The organism is Streptomyces chattanoogensis (genome assembly GCF_001294335.1).
Lineage (GTDB): Bacteria > Actinomycetota > Actinomycetes > Streptomycetales > Streptomycetaceae > Streptomyces > Streptomyces chattanoogensis.
The window spans coordinates 19,792-40,198 of the sequence record NZ_LGKG01000146.1; the positions used below are offsets into that span (position 1 = coordinate 19,792).

At 70.0% G+C, this 20,407-nt stretch carries 20 protein-coding genes; 14 read left to right on the forward strand and 6 right to left on the reverse strand.

The annotated features are described in order from the left end of the window. Positions 1-22: 22 nt before the first annotated feature. The 3 genes from ADL29_RS23330 to ADL29_RS23340 form a co-directional block, all read right to left on the reverse strand. Positions 23-1,060 carry a D-alanine--D-alanine ligase family protein gene (locus ADL29_RS23330; RefSeq protein WP_063788517.1) on the reverse strand — a complete coding sequence of 346 codons (1,038 nt, stop codon included), beginning with the start codon at positions 1,058-1,060 and terminating at the stop codon, positions 23-25. A 64-nt stretch (positions 1,061-1,124) separates the two neighbouring features. Beyond that, positions 1,125-1,556 carry a GNAT family N-acetyltransferase gene (locus tag ADL29_RS23335; protein WP_053925551.1) on the reverse strand — a complete coding sequence of 144 codons (432 nt, stop codon included), beginning with the start codon at positions 1,554-1,556 and terminating at the stop codon, positions 1,125-1,127. 94 nt (positions 1,557-1,650) lie between these two features. Further along, entirely contained in the window at positions 1,651-2,787 is a 1,137-nt protein-coding gene (locus ADL29_RS23340; protein ID WP_053925552.1) for a substrate-binding domain-containing protein, read from the reverse strand. Between the two features lie 381 nt (positions 2,788-3,168). Here ADL29_RS23340 and ADL29_RS23345 point away from each other — a divergent pair, with 381 nt between their 5' ends. The 7 genes from ADL29_RS23345 (at position 3,169) to ADL29_RS23375 (ending at position 9,803) form a co-directional block, all read left to right on the forward strand. Continuing rightward, complete coding sequence (locus ADL29_RS23345; protein WP_169795256.1) at positions 3,169-5,727, forward strand: sensor histidine kinase; 2,559 nt, start codon at positions 3,169-3,171, stop codon at positions 5,725-5,727. Further along, a complete protein-coding gene (locus tag ADL29_RS23350; RefSeq protein ID WP_053925553.1) occupies positions 5,708-6,184 on the forward strand; it encodes a roadblock/LC7 domain-containing protein in 477 nt (158 codons plus the stop codon). The genes ADL29_RS23345 and ADL29_RS23350 overlap by 20 nt, the downstream gene beginning before the upstream one ends. 50 nt (positions 6,185-6,234) lie before the next feature. Beyond that, positions 6,235-6,678: a DUF742 domain-containing protein gene (locus tag ADL29_RS23355; protein WP_046929752.1), complete on the forward strand. Its 444-nt coding sequence runs from the start codon at positions 6,235-6,237 to the stop codon at positions 6,676-6,678. Further along, the gene (locus tag ADL29_RS23360; RefSeq protein WP_053925554.1) at positions 6,626-7,240 is read left to right on the forward strand and encodes a GTP-binding protein; all 615 of its coding nucleotides are present in this window, start codon (positions 6,626-6,628) and stop codon (positions 7,238-7,240) included. Before ADL29_RS23355 ends, ADL29_RS23360 begins: the two co-directional genes overlap by 53 nt. 104 nt (positions 7,241-7,344) lie before the next feature. Beyond that, positions 7,345-8,253 carry a peptidase gene (locus ADL29_RS23365; protein ID WP_053925605.1) on the forward strand — a complete coding sequence of 303 codons (909 nt, stop codon included), beginning with the start codon at positions 7,345-7,347 and terminating at the stop codon, positions 8,251-8,253. 177 nt (positions 8,254-8,430) lie between these two features. After that, positions 8,431-9,327: an RNA polymerase sigma-70 factor gene (locus ADL29_RS23370; RefSeq protein WP_053925555.1), complete on the forward strand. Its 897-nt coding sequence runs from the start codon at positions 8,431-8,433 to the stop codon at positions 9,325-9,327. Next, the gene (locus ADL29_RS23375) at positions 9,315-9,803 is read left to right on the forward strand and encodes an SRPBCC family protein (RefSeq protein WP_053925556.1); all 489 of its coding nucleotides are present in this window, start codon (positions 9,315-9,317) and stop codon (positions 9,801-9,803) included. The genes ADL29_RS23370 and ADL29_RS23375 overlap by 13 nt, the downstream gene beginning before the upstream one ends. A 34-nt stretch (positions 9,804-9,837) precedes the next feature. Here ADL29_RS23375 and ADL29_RS23380 read toward each other — a convergent pair whose 3' ends face one another. Further along, positions 9,838-10,863, reverse strand: a complete 1,026-nt coding sequence (locus ADL29_RS23380; RefSeq protein WP_053925557.1) for an alcohol dehydrogenase — start codon at positions 10,861-10,863, stop codon at positions 9,838-9,840. A gap of 268 nt (positions 10,864-11,131) precedes the next feature. On the opposite strand from ADL29_RS23380, the gene ADL29_RS23385 reads away from it, so the two are divergent. Then, positions 11,132-11,590, forward strand: coding sequence for a GNAT family N-acetyltransferase (locus tag ADL29_RS23385; protein ID WP_053925558.1), 459 nt, complete (start codon positions 11,132-11,134; stop codon positions 11,588-11,590). A gap of 15 nt (positions 11,591-11,605) precedes the next feature. Here ADL29_RS23385 and ADL29_RS23390 read toward each other — a convergent pair whose 3' ends face one another. Then, positions 11,606-12,688, reverse strand: a complete 1,083-nt coding sequence (locus ADL29_RS23390; RefSeq protein WP_053925559.1) for a DUF5937 family protein — start codon at positions 12,686-12,688, stop codon at positions 11,606-11,608. 36 nt (positions 12,689-12,724) lie between these two features. After that, on the reverse strand, positions 12,725-13,933 hold the full coding sequence (locus tag ADL29_RS23395; protein ID WP_053925560.1) for an MFS transporter: 1,209 nt from the start codon (positions 13,931-13,933) through the stop codon (positions 12,725-12,727). A gap of 195 nt (positions 13,934-14,128) precedes the next feature. Between ADL29_RS23395 and ADL29_RS23400 the strand changes: the two genes are divergently transcribed. From ADL29_RS23400 to ADL29_RS23425, 6 genes are all read left to right on the forward strand, one after another. Then, complete coding sequence (locus tag ADL29_RS23400) at positions 14,129-14,704, forward strand: MepB family protein (protein ID WP_053925606.1); 576 nt, start codon at positions 14,129-14,131, stop codon at positions 14,702-14,704. A 93-nt stretch (positions 14,705-14,797) separates the two neighbouring features. Then, a complete protein-coding gene (locus ADL29_RS23405; RefSeq protein ID WP_053925561.1) occupies positions 14,798-15,508 on the forward strand; it encodes an MOSC domain-containing protein in 711 nt (236 codons plus the stop codon). A 618-nt stretch (positions 15,509-16,126) separates the two neighbouring features. Beyond that, the gene (locus ADL29_RS23410) at positions 16,127-17,383 is read left to right on the forward strand and encodes a MalY/PatB family protein (RefSeq protein ID WP_078971220.1); all 1,257 of its coding nucleotides are present in this window, start codon (positions 16,127-16,129) and stop codon (positions 17,381-17,383) included. Next, on the forward strand, positions 17,377-18,582 hold the full coding sequence (locus ADL29_RS23415; protein ID WP_053925562.1) for an amidohydrolase family protein: 1,206 nt from the start codon (positions 17,377-17,379) through the stop codon (positions 18,580-18,582). The genes ADL29_RS23410 and ADL29_RS23415 overlap by 7 nt, the downstream gene beginning before the upstream one ends. Before the next feature lie 50 nt (positions 18,583-18,632). Then, the gene (locus ADL29_RS23420; RefSeq protein WP_063788518.1) at positions 18,633-19,874 is read left to right on the forward strand and encodes an MFS transporter; all 1,242 of its coding nucleotides are present in this window, start codon (positions 18,633-18,635) and stop codon (positions 19,872-19,874) included. Further along, positions 19,871-20,329: a MaoC/PaaZ C-terminal domain-containing protein gene (locus ADL29_RS23425; protein WP_053925563.1), complete on the forward strand. Its 459-nt coding sequence runs from the start codon at positions 19,871-19,873 to the stop codon at positions 20,327-20,329. The genes ADL29_RS23420 and ADL29_RS23425 overlap by 4 nt, the downstream gene beginning before the upstream one ends. The last annotated feature ends 78 nt before the right edge of the window (positions 20,330-20,407 follow it).

Below are 20,407 nucleotides of genomic sequence, written 5' to 3' on the forward strand. Positions count from 1 at the left end.
CGAGGCCTGGCGAGTGGGCCAGTCAGCGCGTCGCAAGGTCCACGATGCGCTGGATCAGGTCGGGGTAGGTCCAGTCGGCACCGGTCGCCGCCTGCGGCAGCAGGCTCGTCGCCGTCAGGCCCGGGAGCGCGTTGACCTCGAGGCACATCGGCTCGCCACTGGCATCGCAGCGGAAGTCGGTGCGGGAGTACACGTCGCGGCCGAATCCCAGGGCATGGTGGGCGCGCAGGGCCAACTCCTGCAGCCGGGAGGCGAAGCCGGCCGGGATCTGCGCCGGACACACCTCGCTGACCGCACCGGGCTGGTACTTGGCCTGGTAGTCAAACACCGGCGTCGTCAGCTCGATCTCCACCACCGGGAGCACCTGGTCGCCCACCACGGCCACGGTGAACTCCCGCCCCGAAAGGAACGGCTCCACCAGCAGCTCTCCCTCAGCGGAGCCCGCTTCGGCGGCAACCTGTGCCAGCTGCGCGAGCGATTCGACCCGGTGGACCGACACACTCGAACCGTCCGCGACCGGCTTGGCCACCACCGGCCCAGCCGCCAGCAGCCGCTTCACGTCCTGCGGCACCTCACCCGCCCCGGGCCGCCACAGCACCCGCTCGGCCACCGGCACACCCGCCGCACCCAGCACCGCCTGGGCCCGCCCCTTGTGCCACGCCGCCGCACATGCCGCGCTGCCCGCACCCGTGAACCGCACACCGGCCATCTCCAGCAACGCCTGCACATGCCCGTCCTCGCCCCACCCGCCGTGCAGCGCCAGGAACACCAGCTCCGCGCCGCGCAGCAGCTCCAGGACCGGACCGCCGGTCAGGGCGGCGTACATACGCCACCGCAACTGGCGCCGGTGGGAGAGGGACGGCGGCTCCTTCCCGACCGCGACCCCGGCGACACCGTCGCCGGGTTGCAGCGGCCCGGCCAGGAGCGGCACCGCGGCGGCCGGATCGACCAGGACCACCTCGTGCCCCCGCTCGAGCAGGGCCCGGGCAACCGACCAACCCGAGGCCAGGGAGACGTCCCGCTCCGGGCTCTCTCCTCCACACAAGATCACCGTACGCATTTCAGGATCCCCTCGCCCTTCCTGACGGTCAGTCAACTCTATGGCGCGCCGGCTTCTTCGGGCTTCATTGCGCCGGATTCAAGATCATCAAGTTCTCAGGGTTCGGGAAGGGCACGAAGCCGGCCTTCGCGTAGACCTCATGGGCGTCGAGCGTGGACAGCAGGACGCGCTTGAGCCTGTAGGGAGCCAGGCGGTCGCGAACGGCACCGGCCAACCATGTCCCGAGACCTTTGCCGCGGTGCGCAGGGGCGACATAGACGTCACACAGCCAGGCGAAGGTTGCCCGGTCGGTGACGACACGCGCGTAAGCGACCTGGGAACCGGCTGCGTCATGGATCGCGAAGTTGAGAGAGCCGCGCATCGACTGCTCGACCGTTTCCCGGCTGCGGCCCAGCGCCCAGAACGCATCGGTCGACAGCCAGTGGTGGACCAGGCCGACGTCGAGACTGCCGGGGTCCGTGGAAAGCTCGTAGCCGTCTTCCCTGCTCGTGATCATGCTGAGGCAGCGTAGCGGCGGGAATTGGGTTTTCCAAGTGTCAACTTGGAAAACCCAAGTTTCGGCTCCGGCTCACGTCCTGACGCAGGCCCCGTCACTGGCCCCAGATCTTGCGGTAGGCCTGGCGATAGCCCTCGGAGTCCCAGGACAGTGCGCCGCCGCTGTTGGCGGCGGTGGCGATGTGGACGGGGGCGACATACCCGCTGTCCGGCGCACCGGCGAAGGCGCGGTTGAACTCGTCGACGATCTGCCAGCCCTGCTCGGAGAGCGGCTCGGGCACGGTGGCGGCCTGGAACTCCTTGCCGTTGACCCGCTCGAAGGCCGACGGGTCGCCGTCACCGGCACCGATGTTGAACGGGGCCCCCGCACCGTCCTTGCCCGCGGCGCGCAGGGCGGGGGTGGCGTGGCGGAAGTACAGGTCGTTGATGGCGGCGGAATAGGTCCACTTACGGCCGAAACGGGACAGCAGGGAGCGGACTTCACCAAGAGAGCGGCTGCCGGCCTGGGGAATGGGGATGTCGGTGTAGCTCAGCAGCTTGGTGCCGGAGCAGGTGGCGAGTTCCTTCTTGATCAGGTCGGACTTGTGCTTCGCGAAGGGTATGGAGGCGTCGGTGAACAGGACGACACCCGCGCGGCCGTTGGACCGGGCGATGATCCAGTCGGCGCTGATCTTCGCGACATCCTCGACCCGGGAGGTGATGTTGCTGAAGAGCTGCGGATCCTTACTCGGGCCGGGAGCCGCGGTGGCATGCCAGCCGATCAGCGAAATTCCGGCCGCATGGGCCTTCTTGACGTCCGCCGCGGCGATCCCGGGGTCGAACCCGCTGATGACGATCCCGTCCGGGTTGAGGCGGAGGGCCTGCTTGAAGGCCGCGCGCTGGCCGTCGGGTGTGCCCTGACCGTTGAGGGTGCGGGCGTGCCATCCGACGATCTTGGCGGCTTCCTGGACCCCTTGGGCGACTCCGGCGACGCCTGGGTTGGTCAGGGTTTGGGCGATGTAGACGACGGTCTTGCCGTGGGCGGCCTTGGGTCCGTCGGTGGGACCCCGCCAAGGGGCGTTGACCTCCTCGGCCTTCTTGACGGCTTGCCTGGCCCTGGCGAGGGCGGTGGGGCATCCGGGCTTGGAGGAGTTCCTGTGGGATGCGGTGGCGGTGGCGCCGGCATCGCAGCCGGCGGTGGCCATGACCAGGAGTGCGGCGGCGGTCGCGACCGTTTTGCGGGTGGGGTGCACGGGTCTCCTCGCAGGGCGTGATGCGGATGCGGGTTGGGGTGGGGGGAGACAGGTTACGGGTGGCGAGATTCCGACGGTCATCCGCCTTCGGGAGGGACGACGTACGTCGTCGGCTCCGAGCCTGTGGGGCGCTCCGCAACGGGATAACCGGCCAAAAGTGACAAAGATTTGAATACCGATTGGCCATTGATGTTCGTGTGTTGCATGCGCGTGCACAAGCGGTAGTGTTCACGGCCGGTCGGGCATGTGGCGCAATCCTTTCGCTCTCGTTTCGCTCTCGTGCGGGGGCAAACTTCGCATGCGTCACGTTCCCCCGCCGTCGGCGGTCGGCAACAACAACACCTGGGTCACCGCTCAGAAGCACGTCGTAAGGAGGCCTGGGTGTCTGTGGACACAGTGGACCCGCCACACGGACCGGACCCGTCCCGGAGGTCGCCGTCGAGGCCGCGGTTCGGTCGGCAGGCGGGCGCCCTCCTGGACCGGTGGCCGTTCCGGCGGAAGCTCAACGTTCTGGTGATCGCGCCCGTCGCGGTCGTCGGCGTCCTCCTGGGCGTCGGTGTCAACGCTCAGATCGACAAGGCGATGGACGCCGCCCGGACCGCGGAGCTGGTGCGCGACAGCGAACAGGTCACCAAGCTGATCAACGACGTCCAGGCCGAACACCGGCAGGCGCTCCTGTTGTCCGTGGAGCAGGAGGCGACCCGTCCCGGCGTCGCCCTGCCCTCCACCGCCGCCTACCGCCGGACGCAGGAGGACACCGACGAGCAGGTCACCGCCGTGCACTCCGCGTTCGGGGCAGGCCTGCCGAGGAAGGAAGCGCAGGCCCTCGAGTACATCCGTGGCCTTGCGGTGCTGCGCGACAAGGTCGAACGGGGCTCGGTTCCGGCCGCCGGCATCGATCCCGCGTACGCCGCCGCGGTCGGCTACCTGATCGACGGTATCGGCCTCGACCGCTTCGTCGGCACCTCGTCGTCCTCGGTCGTCAACCTCCTCGACACGGTACTGCGCGCCGACGCCGCCCACGCCGCCTTCGAAAGCGGGGTCTTCTCCGCCCAGACACGGGATGCCAACGCGCTCACCGAGTACACGCGCGCGGTCGGTGCCCACAAGCTCTACGAGGAGCAGACGGAACGCTTCGGCAGGATCGCCGACCCGGACCAGGTCCTGCGCCTGGGCGGAATCGACCGGGATGCCGAGGAGAACGGCATCGAGGCCCAGTTCGCGGAGCTCCAGATCGATCCGGGCTCCCTCCAGGGCCAGACCCCGCAGCAGCTGCGCAAGGCGATCGCCGCCGGAACCCGGCAGGCCGAGGCCCGGCTCGGCATCACCCGGTCGCTCATCCAGCAGATCGCCGCCCGGGCCGACGGCCTCTCCCAGAGCGCCCTGCACAACGCGCTGGCCATGCTGGGCCTCGCCCTGCTCGGTTTCGCCGCCTGGCTGACCTTCTCCGTCCTGGTCCGGCGCTCGGTCGTACGCCCCCTGGCAGTTCTGACCGGCGCCGCCCAGCAGGTCGTCGACGTGGCCGGCGAGGAGCTCGCCAGGGTCGAGGACGACGAGTCGCCGGACGGCACCCCGCTGCGGCCGCGGCCGATTCCCGTTCCGGTCCGCGACGAGATCGGCCACCTGGCCGAGGCGTTCAACCAGGTGCAGGTCACCGCCGCGGCGCTGCTGGAACGACAGGTGCTCAGCCGCCGCAACGTCGCCGAGATGTTCGGCAACGTCGGACGCCGCGTCAGCAACCTCACCTCACGCCAGCTCCTGCTGATCGACGCCGTGGAACGCGAGGAGACCGACCCCGACGTCCTGGAGCGGATGTACCGCATCGACCACATCGCCGTACGCCTCCAGCGCAACGCCGACAGTCTGATGCTGCTCGCCGGAATCCGGGACCCCGAGGTGGAGGACCGGCCGACCACCCTGGTCAACGTCATTCGGGCGGGGCTCGGCCAGATCGAGGGATACCAGCGGGTGTCCCTGCGGTCCGAGACCGAGGTCACCGTCGCGCCCGACATCGTCGACGATCTGACGCTGATGCTCGCCGAACTGCTGGAGAACGCGGTGTCGTTCTCCCCGTCCGACACACCCGTCGAGGTGGTCGTGCGGCCCGGCACCGACGTCACGTCGGACGGTGGTGCCCTGATCGAGGTCATCGACCACGGCCTGGGCATGAGCACGGAGCGCCTCGCCGAGGAGAACTCCCGGCTGGTCCGCCGGGAACGGCTCGACCTCGTCCCGACCAAGGTCCTCGGACTGTTCGTGGTCGGGAACCTCGCCCGGCGCTCCGGCATTCGGGTCGCCCTGAGCCGTACGCCGGGCGGCGGGGTCACCGGCACGGTCTGGCTTCCCTCCGCGCTGCTGCTGGCCGTGGGCCCCGCCGCCCCGCCGGCTCCGGCAGCGGATGTGGCCGCCGTCGCTGTCGGGCCCGACGCCGAGGCCGACGCCGACGCCGAGGCGGCGTCCGCGCACCCGGCAACGCCCGGGCCGGAGCCCCTCGCGCTCGCGCCCGAACCCGGACCCGAACCCGGACCGGCCTCCCCCACTCCCCTGCCGGTGCGGGCTCCCGCCGCCGCGCCCGAACCGCGGCCGGCCGCCTCCTCCCCGCAGGAGGACGAGCTCCCCCGGCGCCTCCCGCGCCGCACGGACGCGGAGCGGACCGCCCCCGCGTTCACCCCGCGGCAGGCACCGTCCGCCCGGCCGCTTCGACGGCGGGTACGGGGTGCCACGCTCGAGATGACCACCCCCATGGCCGACCGGGAGGCCCAGGCCGTGCGCCGACCTGCCGACGCCGACGCGGTCCGTTCGGAACTCGACGAATTCGAGGCCGCCGTACGCAGGGCAGAGCAGGACAGTGCCGCTGCCCCGCAGGATCCAGCGCCCTCGCAACACCAGCAACACCAGGAATCCCGGAAGGAGTCGGGCAGTGACGACGCCGACAGGTAAGAGCAGTTCCGAACGAACGGAACCCACCGATCTGACAGCCGCGGCCGCCGACTTCACCTGGCTGCTCGACCGGTTCGCCACCCAGACCGCCGGCGTCGTCGATGCCATCGCGGTGTCCTCCGACGGTCTGCTGATCGCCGTCTCCCAACTGCGCGAGCAGGCCGACTCCGAGCGGCTCGCCGCGATCGTGTCGGGCGTCACGAGTCTGGCCGCCGGTGCGTCCGGCAACTACGGTCTGGGCGCCCTCAACAAGGTCATCATCGACCTGGAGGGCGGCCATGTGCTGGTGTCGGCCATCGGCTGCGGTGCCGTCCTCGGCGTGGTGACCTCGAAGGAGGCGAAGCTCGGCAACATCGCCTACGAGATGACCCTCTTCGCCAACCGGGCCGGGAGCGCGCTCACCCCCCAGCTGGTGCTGGAGCTCAAGAACAACGCCGGCGCCGCACCGGCCCGCTGACCCGTCCCACATCTCGGAGGCAAGGGTGCAGGCGCTGAGAAGAGGATCAGATGGCCGCCGGTGAACCAGGACCGAACGAGGCAGGGCGCAGCGCCCCGGGTCCGTCGGAGCCGGCCGGCCGCGCTCCCGCGATCCGGCCTTTCCTCCTGACCGCCGGCCGGGTGGCGGGGGGCGGCGCCGGCCCACCGCTCCCGGTCGAAACCCAGGTCGTGGCGACCTCGTCCGGGCTCGGTGCCCTGGACTCGCTCGCCTTCGAACAACACGACCTGGTCGCTGCCAGCCGACGTCCGCAGTCGGTGGCGGAACTGGCCGCGGAGCTGCGCCTCCACCTGAACGTGGTCCGGGTGCTGGCTCAGGACCTGTGCACCGCCGGACATCTGGCGGTACACGTCCCGAACGCCAGGACAACCCAGGACATCTCCGTACTGCGAAGGGTTATCGATGGTCTCCGTGCCGTCCCCGACTCACGGGGCACACTCCGTGACAGCGGTTGAACAGCCGCCGCTACCGGTCAAGTTGGTCATTGCCGGCGGCTTCGGCGTCGGCAAGACCACGGCCGTGGGCTCGATCTCCGAGATCCGGCCCCTGACCACGGAGGCCGCCATCACCGAGGTCGCGGCGGGCGTGGACGATCTCACCCACACCCCCGGCAAGACCACCACCACGGTCGCCATGGACTTCGGCTGCCTCACCATCGACCCGACGCTGAAGCTCTACCTGTTCGGCACGCCGGGCCAGGACCGGTTCGGGTTCATGTGGGACGACGTGGTCCAAGGCGCTCTCGGCGGTCTGGTGATCGTGGACACCCGCCGCCTGGACGACTGTTACGCGGCGGTGGATTACTTCGAGCACAAGGACATCCCGTTCGCCGTCGCCGTCAACGCGTTCGACGGCGAGATCCACCACAACCTCGACGAGGTGCGGTGGGCGCTGGACGTCTCCGAACACGTACCGCTGGTCGTCTTCGACGCACGCAACACGGGCTCGGTCCGCGATGCACTGCTGGTCGTGCTCGAAGTCGCCCTGTCCCGCGCGGAAGGCACCGCAGCGGGCTGACTCCCTGCCGGTCACCGTGCGCTGGGCCGTAACGTCTGCGGTCCGGCGCAGTTGCTCCCTTGCCGTTGGGCAATCCCCGCACGAGGAGCAACCCGGGAGTGAAGATGTTCTTTGCGGAAACCCGTACATGGCTGACCGAGCTGGGAGTTCCCGGCACCGATCCGGACACGAACACCCTGGTTTCCGGGCGGACCTTCTCGGACGGCTGTCATTGGCGGTTCGAGGCGCCCACGGTCAACACCGTGGAAGCCGTGGAGACGCTGCTGTCACAGAGCGCCCGGCGCGGGTTCACGATCAACCGCGTCACCGAGACGTTCGGGCTGAGCCGGCACACGCTCGGCGAGATCCGCGACTATGTCGCCCTCGGGCGGGAGTACGGTGCGCAGATCCTCATGTCGGTGGGTCCGCGTGCCATCTATGACATCGGCGCGACGGTCCGGACCCAGGAAGGTGTCCGGGTCGGATACCGGCTGCGCGGGCAGGAGCAGCTCGTCCGCGCCCTTGAGGATGTCCGGCGGGCGGTCGACGTCGGAGTGCGCGGGTTCATCCTTCACGACGAGGGCCTTCTGTCGGTGCTGGGCCGCTTGCGGGCCGCCGGGAAGATCCCCGAGGACACGCACCTGAAGATCTCCGCGCATTGCGGGCTGGGGAACGGCGCGGCCGCCCAGGTGCTGGAGGGGCTCGGCGCCGACAGCCTCAACCCGGTACGCGATCTGACGCTTCCTATGATCGCGGCGCTGCGGCAGGCGGTGGAGATCCCGCTGGATGTCCATGTGGACAACACGAAGACGTCCGGCGGTTTCATCCGCACCTACGAGGCGCCGGACTTCGTGCGGGTGGCCTCTCCGGTCTACCTCAAGACGGGCAGCAGCGCGCTTGCCGGTCACAGCACCAGAGTGACACCGCAGCAGACCGAGGACATGCTCCGCCAGATGGAGATCACCGCGGAATTCATGGCACGCCACTACCCGCGGGCTCGCCAGAGCCAACCCGGCATGCCGACGGCGGGGTGACGGGCTGACACGTGCGGGTCGGCACCCCGGCGCTCTTCAGACTCCGGCTTGTGAAGCGAATCACAGTGCCGGACTGTCACTGTGTGCCGGTGCGGGGTGTCTCGATGGGCATCCGAAGAAAGGAGCCGGGTGTGATGCCGGGGTGCCGACGACGAGGACTGGTGGTGGGGGCAGGCCATGGCTGAGGACGCCTTCACCGAGCACCGTCCACTGCTGTTCACCATCGCCTACGAGATGCTGGGCAGCGCCACCGACGCCGAGGACGTGCTCCAGGAAAGCTATCTGCGGTGGCGCACGGTCGATCCGGCCACGGTCCGGCATCCGCGCGCCTACCTCGTCCGCATAGTGACCCGGCAGGGCCTCAACCACCTGCGCGCGGCCAAGGCACGGCGTGAGGAATACGTCGGTACGTGGCTGCCCGAACCCATCCGCACCGCACCCGAGGTGAGCGACGACGCGATCCTTGCCGAGTCGGTGTCGATGGCCATGATGCTGGTCCTGGAGACGCTGAACCCGACCGAGCGCGCGGTGTTCGTGCTGCACGACGTGTTCGGCTACACCCACCGCGAGATCGCCGCCTCGATCGGCAGGACCGAGGTCACCGTCCGGCAGATCGCCCATCGCGCACGCCGTCACGTCCACGCGCGGCGCCGTCGCTTCGATTCCGACTCCGATGCCGCCCGGGCGATCGTCGAGCGGTTTCTGCTCGCGGCGGCGACCGGCGAAGTCCAGGCGCTGATGGACCTGTTGGCGCCCGAGATCGTACAGATCTCCGACGGCGGCGGGAAGGTGGTCGCCGCCCGCCGCCCGATCATCGGCCGCGACGACGTCGCCCGCTTCGTCCTCGGCGTGATCCGCAGCACCGCCGCGACGACCCGCGTCGAGCACGCCACCTACAACGGCATGCCTGCGGCTCGGTTCCTGACCGACGGTGAACTCGACTGGCTGGTCGCGTTCGAGATCCACGACGGACGGATCACCGGCCTCTACGGCATCCGCAACCCCGAAAAACTGCACCTCGCCGACACGGTGCACCCACTCGACAGAGGAGAACCCCAGCCGTGGAAACGATGACCGTGGAACGCCTGGTCGACGCCCCGATCGACGAGGTGTTCGCCTGGCTCACCACCACCACCAACTACACCAGGTCGCCCCTGGTGCTGCGCTGCCGCCTGACCCGGCACGGCAAGACCGCGCCCTACGGCGTCGGCGCGGTGCGCAGTCACCTCTGGCTGATCGGCTGGTTCCGGGAGCGCATCACCCACTACGACGCGCCGCACGCCACCGAGTACGTCGTCGAGCGCAGCCTGCCGCCGTCCCGGCACGAACTGGGCCGTATGACGTTCACCGAGGTCGACGGCGGCACCCTCGTACGCTGGACCACCCGTGCCGAGATCCCCCTCCCGTTGCTCGGCGGCCTCCTCACCCGGCGCTTCGCGCGACCGGTCATTACCCGCACCTTCGGCAACATCCTCAACGCCGCCGACACCGCACTGGCTCAACGCCCCAAGTCAGGACGGAGCCCCGCCGCAGGCCCCGCCCAGCCCTGACCGGCGCTGCCGGGGCCGGGTATGGCCGTGTATGTCAGCCGGTGGTGAGCACCATCCGGAAGCGCGCGGCGCCGGACAGCATCTTCTGATAGGCGTCGTCGGCCTGGTCGAGCGGAACGACCTCGGTCATCGGGCGGATCCCGTGCAGGGCGCTGAACGCCAGGGTGTCCTGCACGTCCTGCGCGGTGCCGGACGGGTGGCCACGGACGGTCCTGCCGCCCATGATCAGCTGGGCCGGGCTGATTCCCAGCGGGGCGAGGTCCACTCCGACGACCACCAGTTCGCCGCGGTGGGAGAGCCCGTCCACGGTCGCCGTGATGGCGTCGGAGTTGGCGGCGGTGGCCAGGACGACCTTGGCGCCGCCGAGTGCCTGCAGCGCGTCGGCGAGCGGGGTGTCCGCCGTGCTGTCGATGTAGTGGTGCGCACCGAGCTGCTGGGCGAAATCGGCCTTGGCGGCCCCGCGGGCGATGGCCACGGTCTCGAAGCCCATCGCGGCCGCATACTGCACCCCGAGGTGGCCGAGGCCGCCGATGCCGAGCACGGCGACCAGGTCGCCCGAACGTGCCGAGCTGCACCGCAGCCCGTTGTACGTGGTCACGCCCGCGCATGCCAGGGGAGCCGCATCGGTCGCCGTCAGCCCGTCGGGGATCCGGGCCAGGGCATCCGCCGGCGCGATCACGGACTCGGCGTACCCGCCGTCGTAGGCCCATCCGGGGACCTTGAGGTTGTCGCACACCATGAAGTCACCCTGTCTGCACGGCGTGCAGTGGTGGCAGCTGCCGCCGAACCAGCCCACCGCCACCCGGTCACCCACCTGCCGGCCGTGGCCCTGCTCTCCCTCGCCGAGCGCCTCGATCCGACCGGCGATCTCATGCCCCGGAACCAGCGGAAACCGCACACCGGGGAACGCATCGTTCACGAAGTAGACGTCGCTGTGGCAGATCCCGCAGGCGTCCACGGCCACCCGTACGTGTCCGGGACCCGGCTGCGGCACCGCACGCTCGACGATCTCGAACCGACTGCCGGTGGCGGGGACCTGCGCGACTCGGTAAGTGCTCATCTCGATCTCTCCGGGTAGGGGTACGACGGCCCCTCCCCTCCACCCAGCACAGCAGTTACGGCCCGATCACGCGCGCCGAAACCGGTCGGTTGAGCAACCGGGAACTTTGGGTAACCGACCGTCCACCGCGGGTGGGTATCCGAAGGCGGGGTGCCTGTCCTGCGCAGCACACCTCCGTCGGCGGGAATGCGCCCTCTCGGCTTCTCGGCTTCTCGGCTTCTCGGCTTCTCGGCGTGGAGTGTGGGGCGCCTCGGGTAGCCTCCGCAGCATGTCTGCCCGCCTCTTCGTCCCCCATGACTTTGCCGTTCCTCAGGGGTTGTCCGGCGAGGGGTTCCGCCTGGAGCCTCTGCAGCCGCGGCACAATGCAGCCGATCACGCTGCCTGGATGTCGAGCATCGAGCATATTCGCGCCACCCCGGGCTTCCAGGAACGTGGCTGGCCGCCGTTGGCCGGCATGAGCTTGGCGGCGAACCTCCGGGACCTGGAGCGTCATGCGGACGACTTCGAGAAGCGGGTGGGCTTCACCTACTCGGTCCTCGACCGCCGCGATGAGGTCATCGGCTGTGTGTACATCTACCCGTCGCGTGCGGACGCGCACATTGCGCGGGTACGTTCGTGGGTTCGCGCCGACCACAGCAACCTGGACGGGCCGGTGCACGATACGGTGACTGGGTGGCTGTCGTCGGTCTGGCCGTTCGAGCAGGTCAGCTACCGGTCGGGCACGTAGCGGGATGCGCGGCACCTAACGCAGGGCGTTCCCCAACAGGTCGGCGCCAAGGCGGCCGACCAGCTCGATGTCGAGCTCGTGGAGCACGTAACGCCCTTCGCGTCGGGTGCGGGTGAGGCCCGCCTTCTTCAACACGCCGAGATGCCGGGACACCTCAGGCGGGGTGAGGCCCTGGGCATCCGCCAGCTCCGTCGTCGAGTGGGGCCCGCGGGCCAGCGTCCGGCAAAGCCGCAGGCGAAGGGGGTGGGCCACGGCTTCGAGGCGCTGCTGGACGGTGGCCAGGGACAGGGTCGGTGGCATATCGGGCACGGCGACCGGGTACTGGAGGACCGGCCGGTCACCGTGGGCGTCCCGGACGACGAGATGTGGCCATCCGAAGGCCGTGGGCAGGAAGAGCAATCCGGTGTCGGACGCCCGCACCCAGCCGTCCTGCAGCTTGTCGACGACGAGGCGGCCGCGCTCGGCGTCGAAGGTGACGGCAGGGGACATCGCCGTGGCGGCCTCCTTCAACCCACGGTGCCTGAGGATCTCGTTCTTGTGGCGGGCGTCGGCCACGAGTTGAGGCCGCACCCGCTGCCAGACCTCCCCGAAGAAGGTCTCCTCGCAGTCCTGCAGCAACCGGCGCAGCCAGGCTCGTACCTTCTGCGGGTCCGCCAGCAGCCGGTCGACGAACGCCGCCTGACGCACTCCACGCCCGGCGGCAAGCTCCCGGGCCCGCCGCCGGTCCTCCGCTCGGTGGAGGGGAGACGGCTGGGAGTGCGGGAACGAGGTGGCACAGGAGAGCTCCACCACGGCGACAACGAAGGCGTCGTCGTCCAGTCGCTCCCATGTGTCCAGCTCTTCCTTGAGATCCGTCGCCGCGATACCGGGCAGGAACAGATCCGATCGCGTCGAGCGCCAGAGGATGTCCGCCTCGTACAGCCTGTCGGCCAGGTCCGGCGGCAGGCCGGCCCTGGTGTCCGCGGCCCATTCGAGAAGGCCGGGGTGGTGCGAAGGCTCGGCCAGGACGTGGAGGGCCGCGCCCAGCTCGGCAAGCGGCGAAACCCCGAAGGAGATGCGCTCCAGGGGAACGTCTGCGACGTCGATCACCACACTCATCTCCTCAGTGTCCCCCGCCCCCGGACCGTACAAGTCCTAAGGCCACTCCACCCGCCTGGCGAAATGCACCCACGCCGCCAGCGCCATGACCACCGCGGTCGCTCCGCCCAGCGTCATGACCGTCGATGCGGACGTACGGTCCACCACCACTCCCCCGACCAGCGCACCGAGCGAAAAGGTTGCCTGGAAGGACGCGGTGAACAGCACCGAAGCGGCCTCCGGGGCGTGCGGGGCGGACCGGTGGAACCAGGTCTGGGACGAGACAGGGACCGCGCCGTACGCGACTCCCCACACGAGCAGCAGCGCCAGCGCGCCGAGGGGCCGGTGTCCGAGGACGGGAAGCAGCAGGGTCGCGGCGGCAAGCAGGCACGCGGCCGCGCCGAACGCGGCGTGCGGACAGCGGGTGACGGCCGCGCCGCCGAGGAAATTCCCCAGGACACCGGCGGCTCCGTACGCCAGCAGGAAGAGGGTCACCGTCCGCTGGTCGGCCCGAGTGACCTGCTCCAGGAACGGTGTGACATACGTGTAGGCGCCGAAGTGCGCGAGGACGATCAGAAAGGTCGTCAGCAGTGCGAAACGGGTGTGGAGGTTGCGGAGCATCGCGCGCAGGACGGCAGGTCGGGTGATCCGGACGGCGGGGAGCGGGGGCAGCAGGACCAGCAGCATGGCGAACGCCACCGTGGTCAGGACGCCCATGGCGAGGAACGCCGCCCGCCAGCCCGCGAGTTCGCCGAGGAATGTTCCGGCAGGGACCCCGAAGACGGATCCCAGGGGCACCGCGGAGAAGATCACCGCGGTGGCGCGACCGGCCGATTCCGGTCGGACCAGGCGATCGGCGAGACCGGCCCCGATGGACCAGAAGCCGCCGATGGTGATGCCGACCAGGACGCGGGAGACCAGGACGGGCCAGTAGACCGGTGCGACCGCGGCAAGGACGTTCGCCAGGGCCAGAAGGAGGGTGAGGGCGCCGAGCATCAGGCGGCGGTCGAGGCGGGCGGTGGTCAGAGTGACGGCAGGGGCGGCGACGGCGGCCAGTAATCCGGGGAGAGTCATCATCAGTCCGGCCGTGCCCTCCGAGATGTGGAAGCCGGCCCCGATGTCCGTCAGGAGGCCGATGGGCAGGATCTCGGTGGTGACGATGCAGAAGATGCCCAGCGTGACAGCGAGGACAGCAAGCCAACCGAGGAACGGCGAGCGAGCCGGGGCGGGCGTGGTGGGTGCGGCGAGCGCGGGTGCGGCAGACATGGATACGTCCTGAACGGTGGTGGGTTTCAGTGCCGCTCACCAGTCCAGCAGGGACGCCGACCTGGGTCTGGCAGGTATTCGACCTGGTAGTGGGGCCGGGCGGTGGGGCCGGACGTGGTCGCATCGGGACCTCGAGTCACGCTTGATTCGATTATGTGTTCGATGTCTGGTGGTGGCAGGATGCAGGGCATGGCGATGGAACATGACCTCTCTTCGGGGCTCGGCTCCCGTAATCCCGGGGCCTGGTCGGGCGAGGCCGGGATCCCCGGTGACCTGTTGGCGGCGAAGGCGCTGGTGTACGACCCGAGTGGGTTCACATGCTCCCGGCCGGCGCCCGAAGCTGAGAGCGCCGAGTACGGGGCGTGCGCGTTCACGCTGGACGGCTTCTCGGTCAGGTACCGCGTGGCCAAGACGACCCCGACGAAGGTCGGTCAGTTCGTCACCGTGTGGAAGAGGTCCCCGAGCGGGCCGATCCAGCCCTTCGACGCGGCGGATCCCGTCGACCTGTTCGTCATCAGTACTCGCGAAGGCCGGCGGTTCGGACAGTTCGTCTTCCCACGGGACGTGCTCTGCGAGCGGGACATCGTGTCAAGGAACGGCTCCGGCGGGAAGCGGGCATTCCGCGTCTACCCGCCATGGGTGACCACCACCAACCGCCAGGCCCGCCACACCCAGGCATGGCAGGTGGACCACTTCCTGCATCTGCCTGAGGACGGGCCGGTTGACACCGCCCGCGCCCGCGCGCTGTATCACGCCTGCGGCCGCCTGTGACATCGCATGTGAACGGCCGCCGCCCTTGCCGGAGTCGTCAACTTCCTGTTTCCTGCCCGAATTCGGGCACAGGGCTCATGTAACGTCTTCTGGATGGCGGGCATCGTGGGCACGGTCGAGCGCATATGGCGGTATCCGATCAAGTCGACGGGCGGCGAACAGCTGCAGCGAGCGGATGTTGACGCCCGCGGTCTCGTGGGCGACCGCCTGTTCGCGGTGCGGGACGGGGAGGGCAAGTTCGGCTCGGGGAAGAACACCCGACGATTTCGCCGGATGCCGGGACTGCTGCAGTTGCGCTCTCGCTATCCGGACGGGACAGAACAACCGGAGTTGCTGGATGCGCACGGCGCGCCCGTCGCGGAACCAACTGCCTTCCTTCGTGGGTACCTTGGCCGGGGCGACGTCGAACTGGCCCGGGAGGGCGGGATATCCCACTTCGACCAACTCCCCCTCAGCATCCTCACCACCGCCACTCTTGACTGGGTGCGCGCGGCCGTCCCCGGTGTTCCGGTCGATGAACGGCGCTTCCGGCCGAATCTCCTGGTGCGGACCCCGCCCGGCACCCGCCCCTTCGTCGAGGACGAGTGGTTCGGGTCCAAGGCATGGATCGGGGACGCCTTGTGCGTGGAGTTCGTCCGGTCCAGCGAGCGGTGCGTGATGACCAATGAGGCCCAGCAGGATCTGCCTCGTTCCCCGCTCGTACTGCGTGCCCTCGCGAAGGGACATGACACCCGGCTGGACGCCCTGGCCACAGTGGTGTCGCCCGGCCCGGTGAGCCTGGGCCAGGCTGTCGCCCTCGTCTGACACATCCCCCTTCCCCATGAGGGGATTTTCCGCGTACACACGACAAAACCGATGTGAGACATTCATCAATGCCTCACCATGGATATCCGCCCATAGAGCGGAAAGTGAGGCATGAGCGCCCCGCGCTTCGCCTCGGCCGTCGTCGGCCACCGCCAGTCATCGTCATGTTTCAGCCACCTCCCCCATTTCGGGAGTTCCCTGAACTGGGCCGCCTTCGACCGGCTTCCTATCACCACCCGGAATTCCGCAGGGCACCTTCGCCGATTCACCGAGATTCGCCCGTCCGGAATGACCGACGACCGCACGCGACGACGAGGCGGGCGTCGATATGCCACCCGGACCTGGCCAGATACCCGCACCCCCGCCAGGGGTGTCAGTAGTTAAAGTCCTGTTTGCTCTTGACAGATCCCTGCAAGATTCCCAGTGTTGACCCTCGGCATTCGATTAGCGTCTGCGGCGACCGAGGTACGCGACGACGACCGGCGTACACGAAATCCCTGAAGTTCAATTCATATATACAGAATTCAACCAAAGGCCTGAAGGGGCCATCCGCATATTCAGCGGTCGCGTGCCGTAGGGCAGGGCCGTGCGCACGGGTACGGACGGGGGAGGAAAGCCATGAGCGCGAGCGAGTTCGGCGTGTCCGAGAAGGCGGACGAGTCGGCGGAGGACTCGCCGGAGCCCGGGTTACCCCGGTTAGTTGACTTCGACGAGGTGGACCCCGGGGTGCTCCGCTCCGGTGCCGGGCTGAAGAAGTGGCGGCAGACGGCCGCCGGTGTCCTGCCGGCCGGGCTGGCCGAGATGGACTTCCCTGTGGCGGAGCCGGTGCGTGAAGGGTTGCGACGGCTTCTCGGCGAGGGCCTGCTCGGCTATCCGTACTGGCCGGACGGCAGCCCGTTGCGGGAGGTCTTCGCCGAGCGTATGGCGAAGCGTTATGACTGGCGCCCGCAGCCCGGACCGGTCAGGGAGTTCGCGACCGTGACGCAGGGCGTCCACCTCGCGCTTCACCTGGGCACCGAGCCCGGTGACGCGGTGGCCGTGCACACTCCCGTCTACGGGCCGTTCCGCGACGGCCTCGCCCGGATGGGCCGGCGGCTCGTCCCGATTCCCTTACATGACACCCCCCAAGGCTGGGTCTGGGACCCGGGCCTGCTCGCCAAGGCCGTGGCGGACAGCGGCTGCCGTGCCCTCGTGCTGGTCAACCCGCACAACCCCACGGGCCGGGTGTTCCACCGGGCTGAGCTGCTGCAACTGGCCGAACTCGCCGAGCGCCACGATCTGCTCGTCATCTCCGACGAGATCCACGCCGATCTGGCCCACGCCCCGCACCACCACATCCCGTTCGCCTCCCTGGGCCCCGAGATCGAGCAGCGCACCGTCACCCTCACCTCGGCGACCAAGGCGTTCAACCTCGCCGGGATCCGCTGCGCGGTGGGTCACCTGGGCCCGGCCCGGCTGCGCGCGGCGGTGGACGAACAGCCCGTCGAGTTGTACGGCGCCGTCAACGCCCTGGGCATCCATGCCTCGTTGCTCGCCTGGACGGAGGGAGATGCCTGGCTGGCAGCCGTGCGGCGGCATCTGGCCGGCGTCCGCGACCGGCTCACCGCCACGCTGGCCGACCGGCTGCCCGGGATCGCCCACCACCCGCCCGAGGGCTCCTACCTCGCCTGGCTCGACTGCCGTGCGCTGGGGTGGGGCGAGGACCCGGCGGCCCGTTTCCGGGAGCGCGGTGCCGTCGAGCTCGGCTCCGGGCCCGGTTTCGGCCCCGGTGGCCACGGCTTCGTACGCCTCAACTTCGCCACGTCCGCCGCCGTGCTCGACGAGCTGCTCGATCGCCTGGTGCACTGTGTGGCAGCCGAGGAGCCCGCATGCTGATCACGGTGGGGCAGTTGCTGCACGGCCCGGTGGGGGAACGCACCACGGACGCGGCCGTGCTGGTCAGGGACGGGAAGATCGCCGCAGCCGGTCCCCGTGAAGCGGTCGCGGCGCAGGCCCCGCCCTCCGTGGCGCGCCGGGACTTCCCCGGTGCGACGCTGCTGCCAGGCATGATCGACGGCCATGTGCACCTGAGCTTCGACGCCGGCCCCGAACCGTTCACGGCACTGCTGAACAGCGACGGCCCGACGCTGCTGGACGCCATGGCCCAGCGTGCCGGGCAGCTGCTGGACTGCGGTGTGACCACGGTCCGGGACCTCGGGGACCGTGGGGGCGCGGTGCTGCGGCTGCGCGAGGCCATCACGGCGGGCCGGGTACGCGGCCCGCGCATTCTCGCCGCGGGGGCCCCGCTGACCCCACCGGGCGGCCACTGCTGGTTCCTCGGGGGCGAGGTGGCGGACGAGGCCCAACTGCGGGCGACGGTACGGCGCAACGCCGAGGCCGGCGCCGATGTGATCAAGGTGATGGCCAGCGGCGGGCACATCACCGAAGGCGGCGCGGCGATGTGGGAGTCGCAGTTCTCCACCGGACAGCTCGCCGCGGCCGTCGACGAGGCGCGCCGCTACGGACTCCCGGTCGCCGCCCATGCGCACGGTGCGGCGTCCATCGCCTCGGCCGTCGCCGCCGGTGTGCATACCGTCGAACACTGCCTGTGGCTGGACGGCCCCGAGGGTGTCGACCGCCGCACCGGTGTCGCCAAGTCGATGGCCGAACAGGGGATCGCGGTCTGCGGCTCCCTGTGCGGGTATGACTGGCGGACCAAACTGGAACGGGACGGGGAGGCCGCCACCCGTGCCTTCTACGACCGGCTCAGCTGGCTCGACGGCCTCGGCGTGCCCCTGATCACCGGCACCGACGCGGGCATCCCGCAGGCCGCGTTCGACGACTACCTCAGCATGCTGGAGCTCTACGTCTGGCTCGGCTTCCCCGCCGAGCGCGTCATCGAGCTGGCCACCGTCGGTTCCGCGCGGGCCCTGGGCCTGTCCGGCGTCACCGGGCGCATCGCCCCGGGGCTCGACGCCGACCTTGTGGTCGTCGACGGTGATCCGCGCGCCGATCCCTCGGCCCTGCGCGCCGTACGCCTCGTCGTGACCAGAGGCGAGCCGTATGCCGTGCGGGGCCCCGGGGGCCGGGCCTGACGCGGCGTTGCGCCGGGACCGGAGACCATCCACCAACCAACGGGGGACGTGTGAAGAACAAGAGAGACCTCGGCCTGCTCACCGTGACCCATGGGGTCAACGACATGTACCAGGGTGCGATCCCCGCGTTGCTGCCGTTCCTTCAGGCCGGACGCGGTTACAGCTACACCCTGATCACCGGGATCACACTGGCCGCGACCGGGCTGTCCAGCCTGATACAACCATTGGTCGGACTGCTGGCCGACCGTCGGCCGTTGAGCTGGCTGATACCGGCCGGCATGGTCACCGCGGGAGTCGGCGTGGGACTGTCCGGCCTGGGCGACGCGTATGTGTGGACCTGGTTTGCCGTCGCGCTCGCCGGCATCGGGCTGGCCGCGTACCACCCGGCGGGCGCGATGGCGGCGCGCACCCTCGGCGGCGGCGACGCACGGTCGATGAGCGTCTTCGCCGTCGGCGGCAACATCGGCGTCGCGCTCGCCCCGCTCTATGTGTCCGTGGTGATCAACGGTGCCGGTGTGTCCGGCACCTGGCTGCTCGCCCTGCCCGCCGTCGTGATGGGCGCGGTCTGCCTGGTGACCCGGCGTTCCTGGCGGGTCACCACCACAACTCACCCTGGAACAGCGGGCGTTGAGCGCCATGCCGGGCAGGCCGGCCACTCGGATGACTGGCGGGCCTTCGGCACGCTCTCCGTCATCTCGGTGTTCTGGTCGATTCCGTACGTCGTCATGGGGTCGCTGGCCGCGCTGTATGTCATCAGCCGGTTCGGCGTCTCGGCGGCCACGGGGTCGGCGACCCTGACCGCGTTCACCGCGGGCGGCGTCGTCGGCACGCTGGCGGGCGGGTGGAGCGCCGAGCGCTGGGGCCGCCTGGCCGCCCTGCGCTACGGCTACCTCGTGTCCGCCCTGGCCGTCGCCGGAGTCGTCCTCATGCCGGAGATCGCCGGGGTGCTCGTCTGCGCGTTCCTCTACGGCACGGTCCTGTTCGTGCCGTTCGCCGCGCAGGTCACCCTGGCGCAGGACTACCTGCCCACCCGCATCGGCACGGCGAGCGGACTGACGCTGGGCGTCACCCTCTCGGCGGGCGGCCTCCTGTCGCCTCTCTTCGGCATGCTGGCCGATGCCTGGGGGGTACGCGCCGTGCTCGCCACCCTGATCGGCATCCTGCTCGTACCGGCCGCGCTCGCCTGGCGCCTGCCCGAGCCCCGCGCCGCCGAAGGACAGCCGACAGGCGGACACAGCAATCGACCTGACGTGATGTCACCCCAATCCGACCAAGCGCAGGAGAGCCGATGACGACGACGGTGCACGGTCTCGCCGGGCTTGCCGAGCTCGCGGGAACGGACCTCGGCCGCACGCGGTGGGTGCCGGTCCACCAGGAGCATGTGGCGGCCTTCGCCCACGCCACCCACGCAGACACCCACGCCCACCATGCCGACGAGGAGGGCGCCGAGTCCCCGCTGGGCGGGCCCGTCGCGGACGGGTTCCACACCCTGGGGCTGGTGGGCACGCTCGTCGACCGGCTGCTGGAGTTCCAGGAGATCCGGATGAATGTGATCTACGGCGTGAACCGGGTCCGGCTGCCGAGCCCGGTGCCGCGCGGCGCGCGGGTGCGGCTGCACGCGGGTGTCGGCACGGTGACCGAAGTCCGCGTCGGAGCCATGGAAATGCTGGTGAACGCCACCGTCGAGGTCGAGGGCGAGCCCAAACCGGCGTGTGTCGCGGAGGTCGTGTACCGGATCTACGGCTGACGCACCGCCCGCCCTTCCGCCCACCTGCCCGGCCTCCCCCCGCCCCTCCCCCCACTCCCTCCCTCCTTCCATCCCTCT

Coding starts and splice junctions, on each gene's coding strand:
- ADL29_RS23330 (WP_063788517.1), bottom strand. CDS start 1,060: ATGCGTACGGTGATCTTGTGTGGAGGAGAGAGCCCGGAGCGGGACGTC.
- ADL29_RS23335 (WP_053925551.1), bottom strand. CDS start 1,556: ATGATCACGAGCAGGGAAGACGGCTACGAGCTTTCCACGGACCCCGGC.
- ADL29_RS23355 (WP_046929752.1), top strand. CDS start 6,235: ATGGCCGCCGGTGAACCAGGACCGAACGAGGCAGGGCGCAGCGCCCCG.
- ADL29_RS23360 (WP_053925554.1), top strand. CDS start 6,626: ATGGTCTCCGTGCCGTCCCCGACTCACGGGGCACACTCCGTGACAGCG.
- ADL29_RS23365 (WP_053925605.1), top strand. CDS start 7,345: ATGTTCTTTGCGGAAACCCGTACATGGCTGACCGAGCTGGGAGTTCCC.
- ADL29_RS23370 (WP_053925555.1), top strand. CDS start 8,431: ATGGCTGAGGACGCCTTCACCGAGCACCGTCCACTGCTGTTCACCATC.
- ADL29_RS23380 (WP_053925557.1), bottom strand. CDS start 10,863: ATGAGCACTTACCGAGTCGCGCAGGTCCCCGCCACCGGCAGTCGGTTC.
- ADL29_RS23385 (WP_053925558.1), top strand. CDS start 11,132: ATGTCTGCCCGCCTCTTCGTCCCCCATGACTTTGCCGTTCCTCAGGGG.
- ADL29_RS23390 (WP_053925559.1), bottom strand. CDS start 12,688: ATGAGTGTGGTGATCGACGTCGCAGACGTTCCCCTGGAGCGCATCTCC.
- ADL29_RS23395 (WP_053925560.1), bottom strand. CDS start 13,933: ATGTCTGCCGCACCCGCGCTCGCCGCACCCACCACGCCCGCCCCGGCT.
- ADL29_RS23400 (WP_053925606.1), top strand. CDS start 14,129: ATGGAACATGACCTCTCTTCGGGGCTCGGCTCCCGTAATCCCGGGGCC.
- ADL29_RS23405 (WP_053925561.1), top strand. CDS start 14,798: ATGGCGGGCATCGTGGGCACGGTCGAGCGCATATGGCGGTATCCGATC.
- ADL29_RS23410 (WP_078971220.1), top strand. CDS start 16,127: ATGAGCGCGAGCGAGTTCGGCGTGTCCGAGAAGGCGGACGAGTCGGCG.
- ADL29_RS23415 (WP_053925562.1), top strand. CDS start 17,377: ATGCTGATCACGGTGGGGCAGTTGCTGCACGGCCCGGTGGGGGAACGC.
- ADL29_RS23425 (WP_053925563.1), top strand. CDS start 19,871: ATGACGACGACGGTGCACGGTCTCGCCGGGCTTGCCGAGCTCGCGGGA.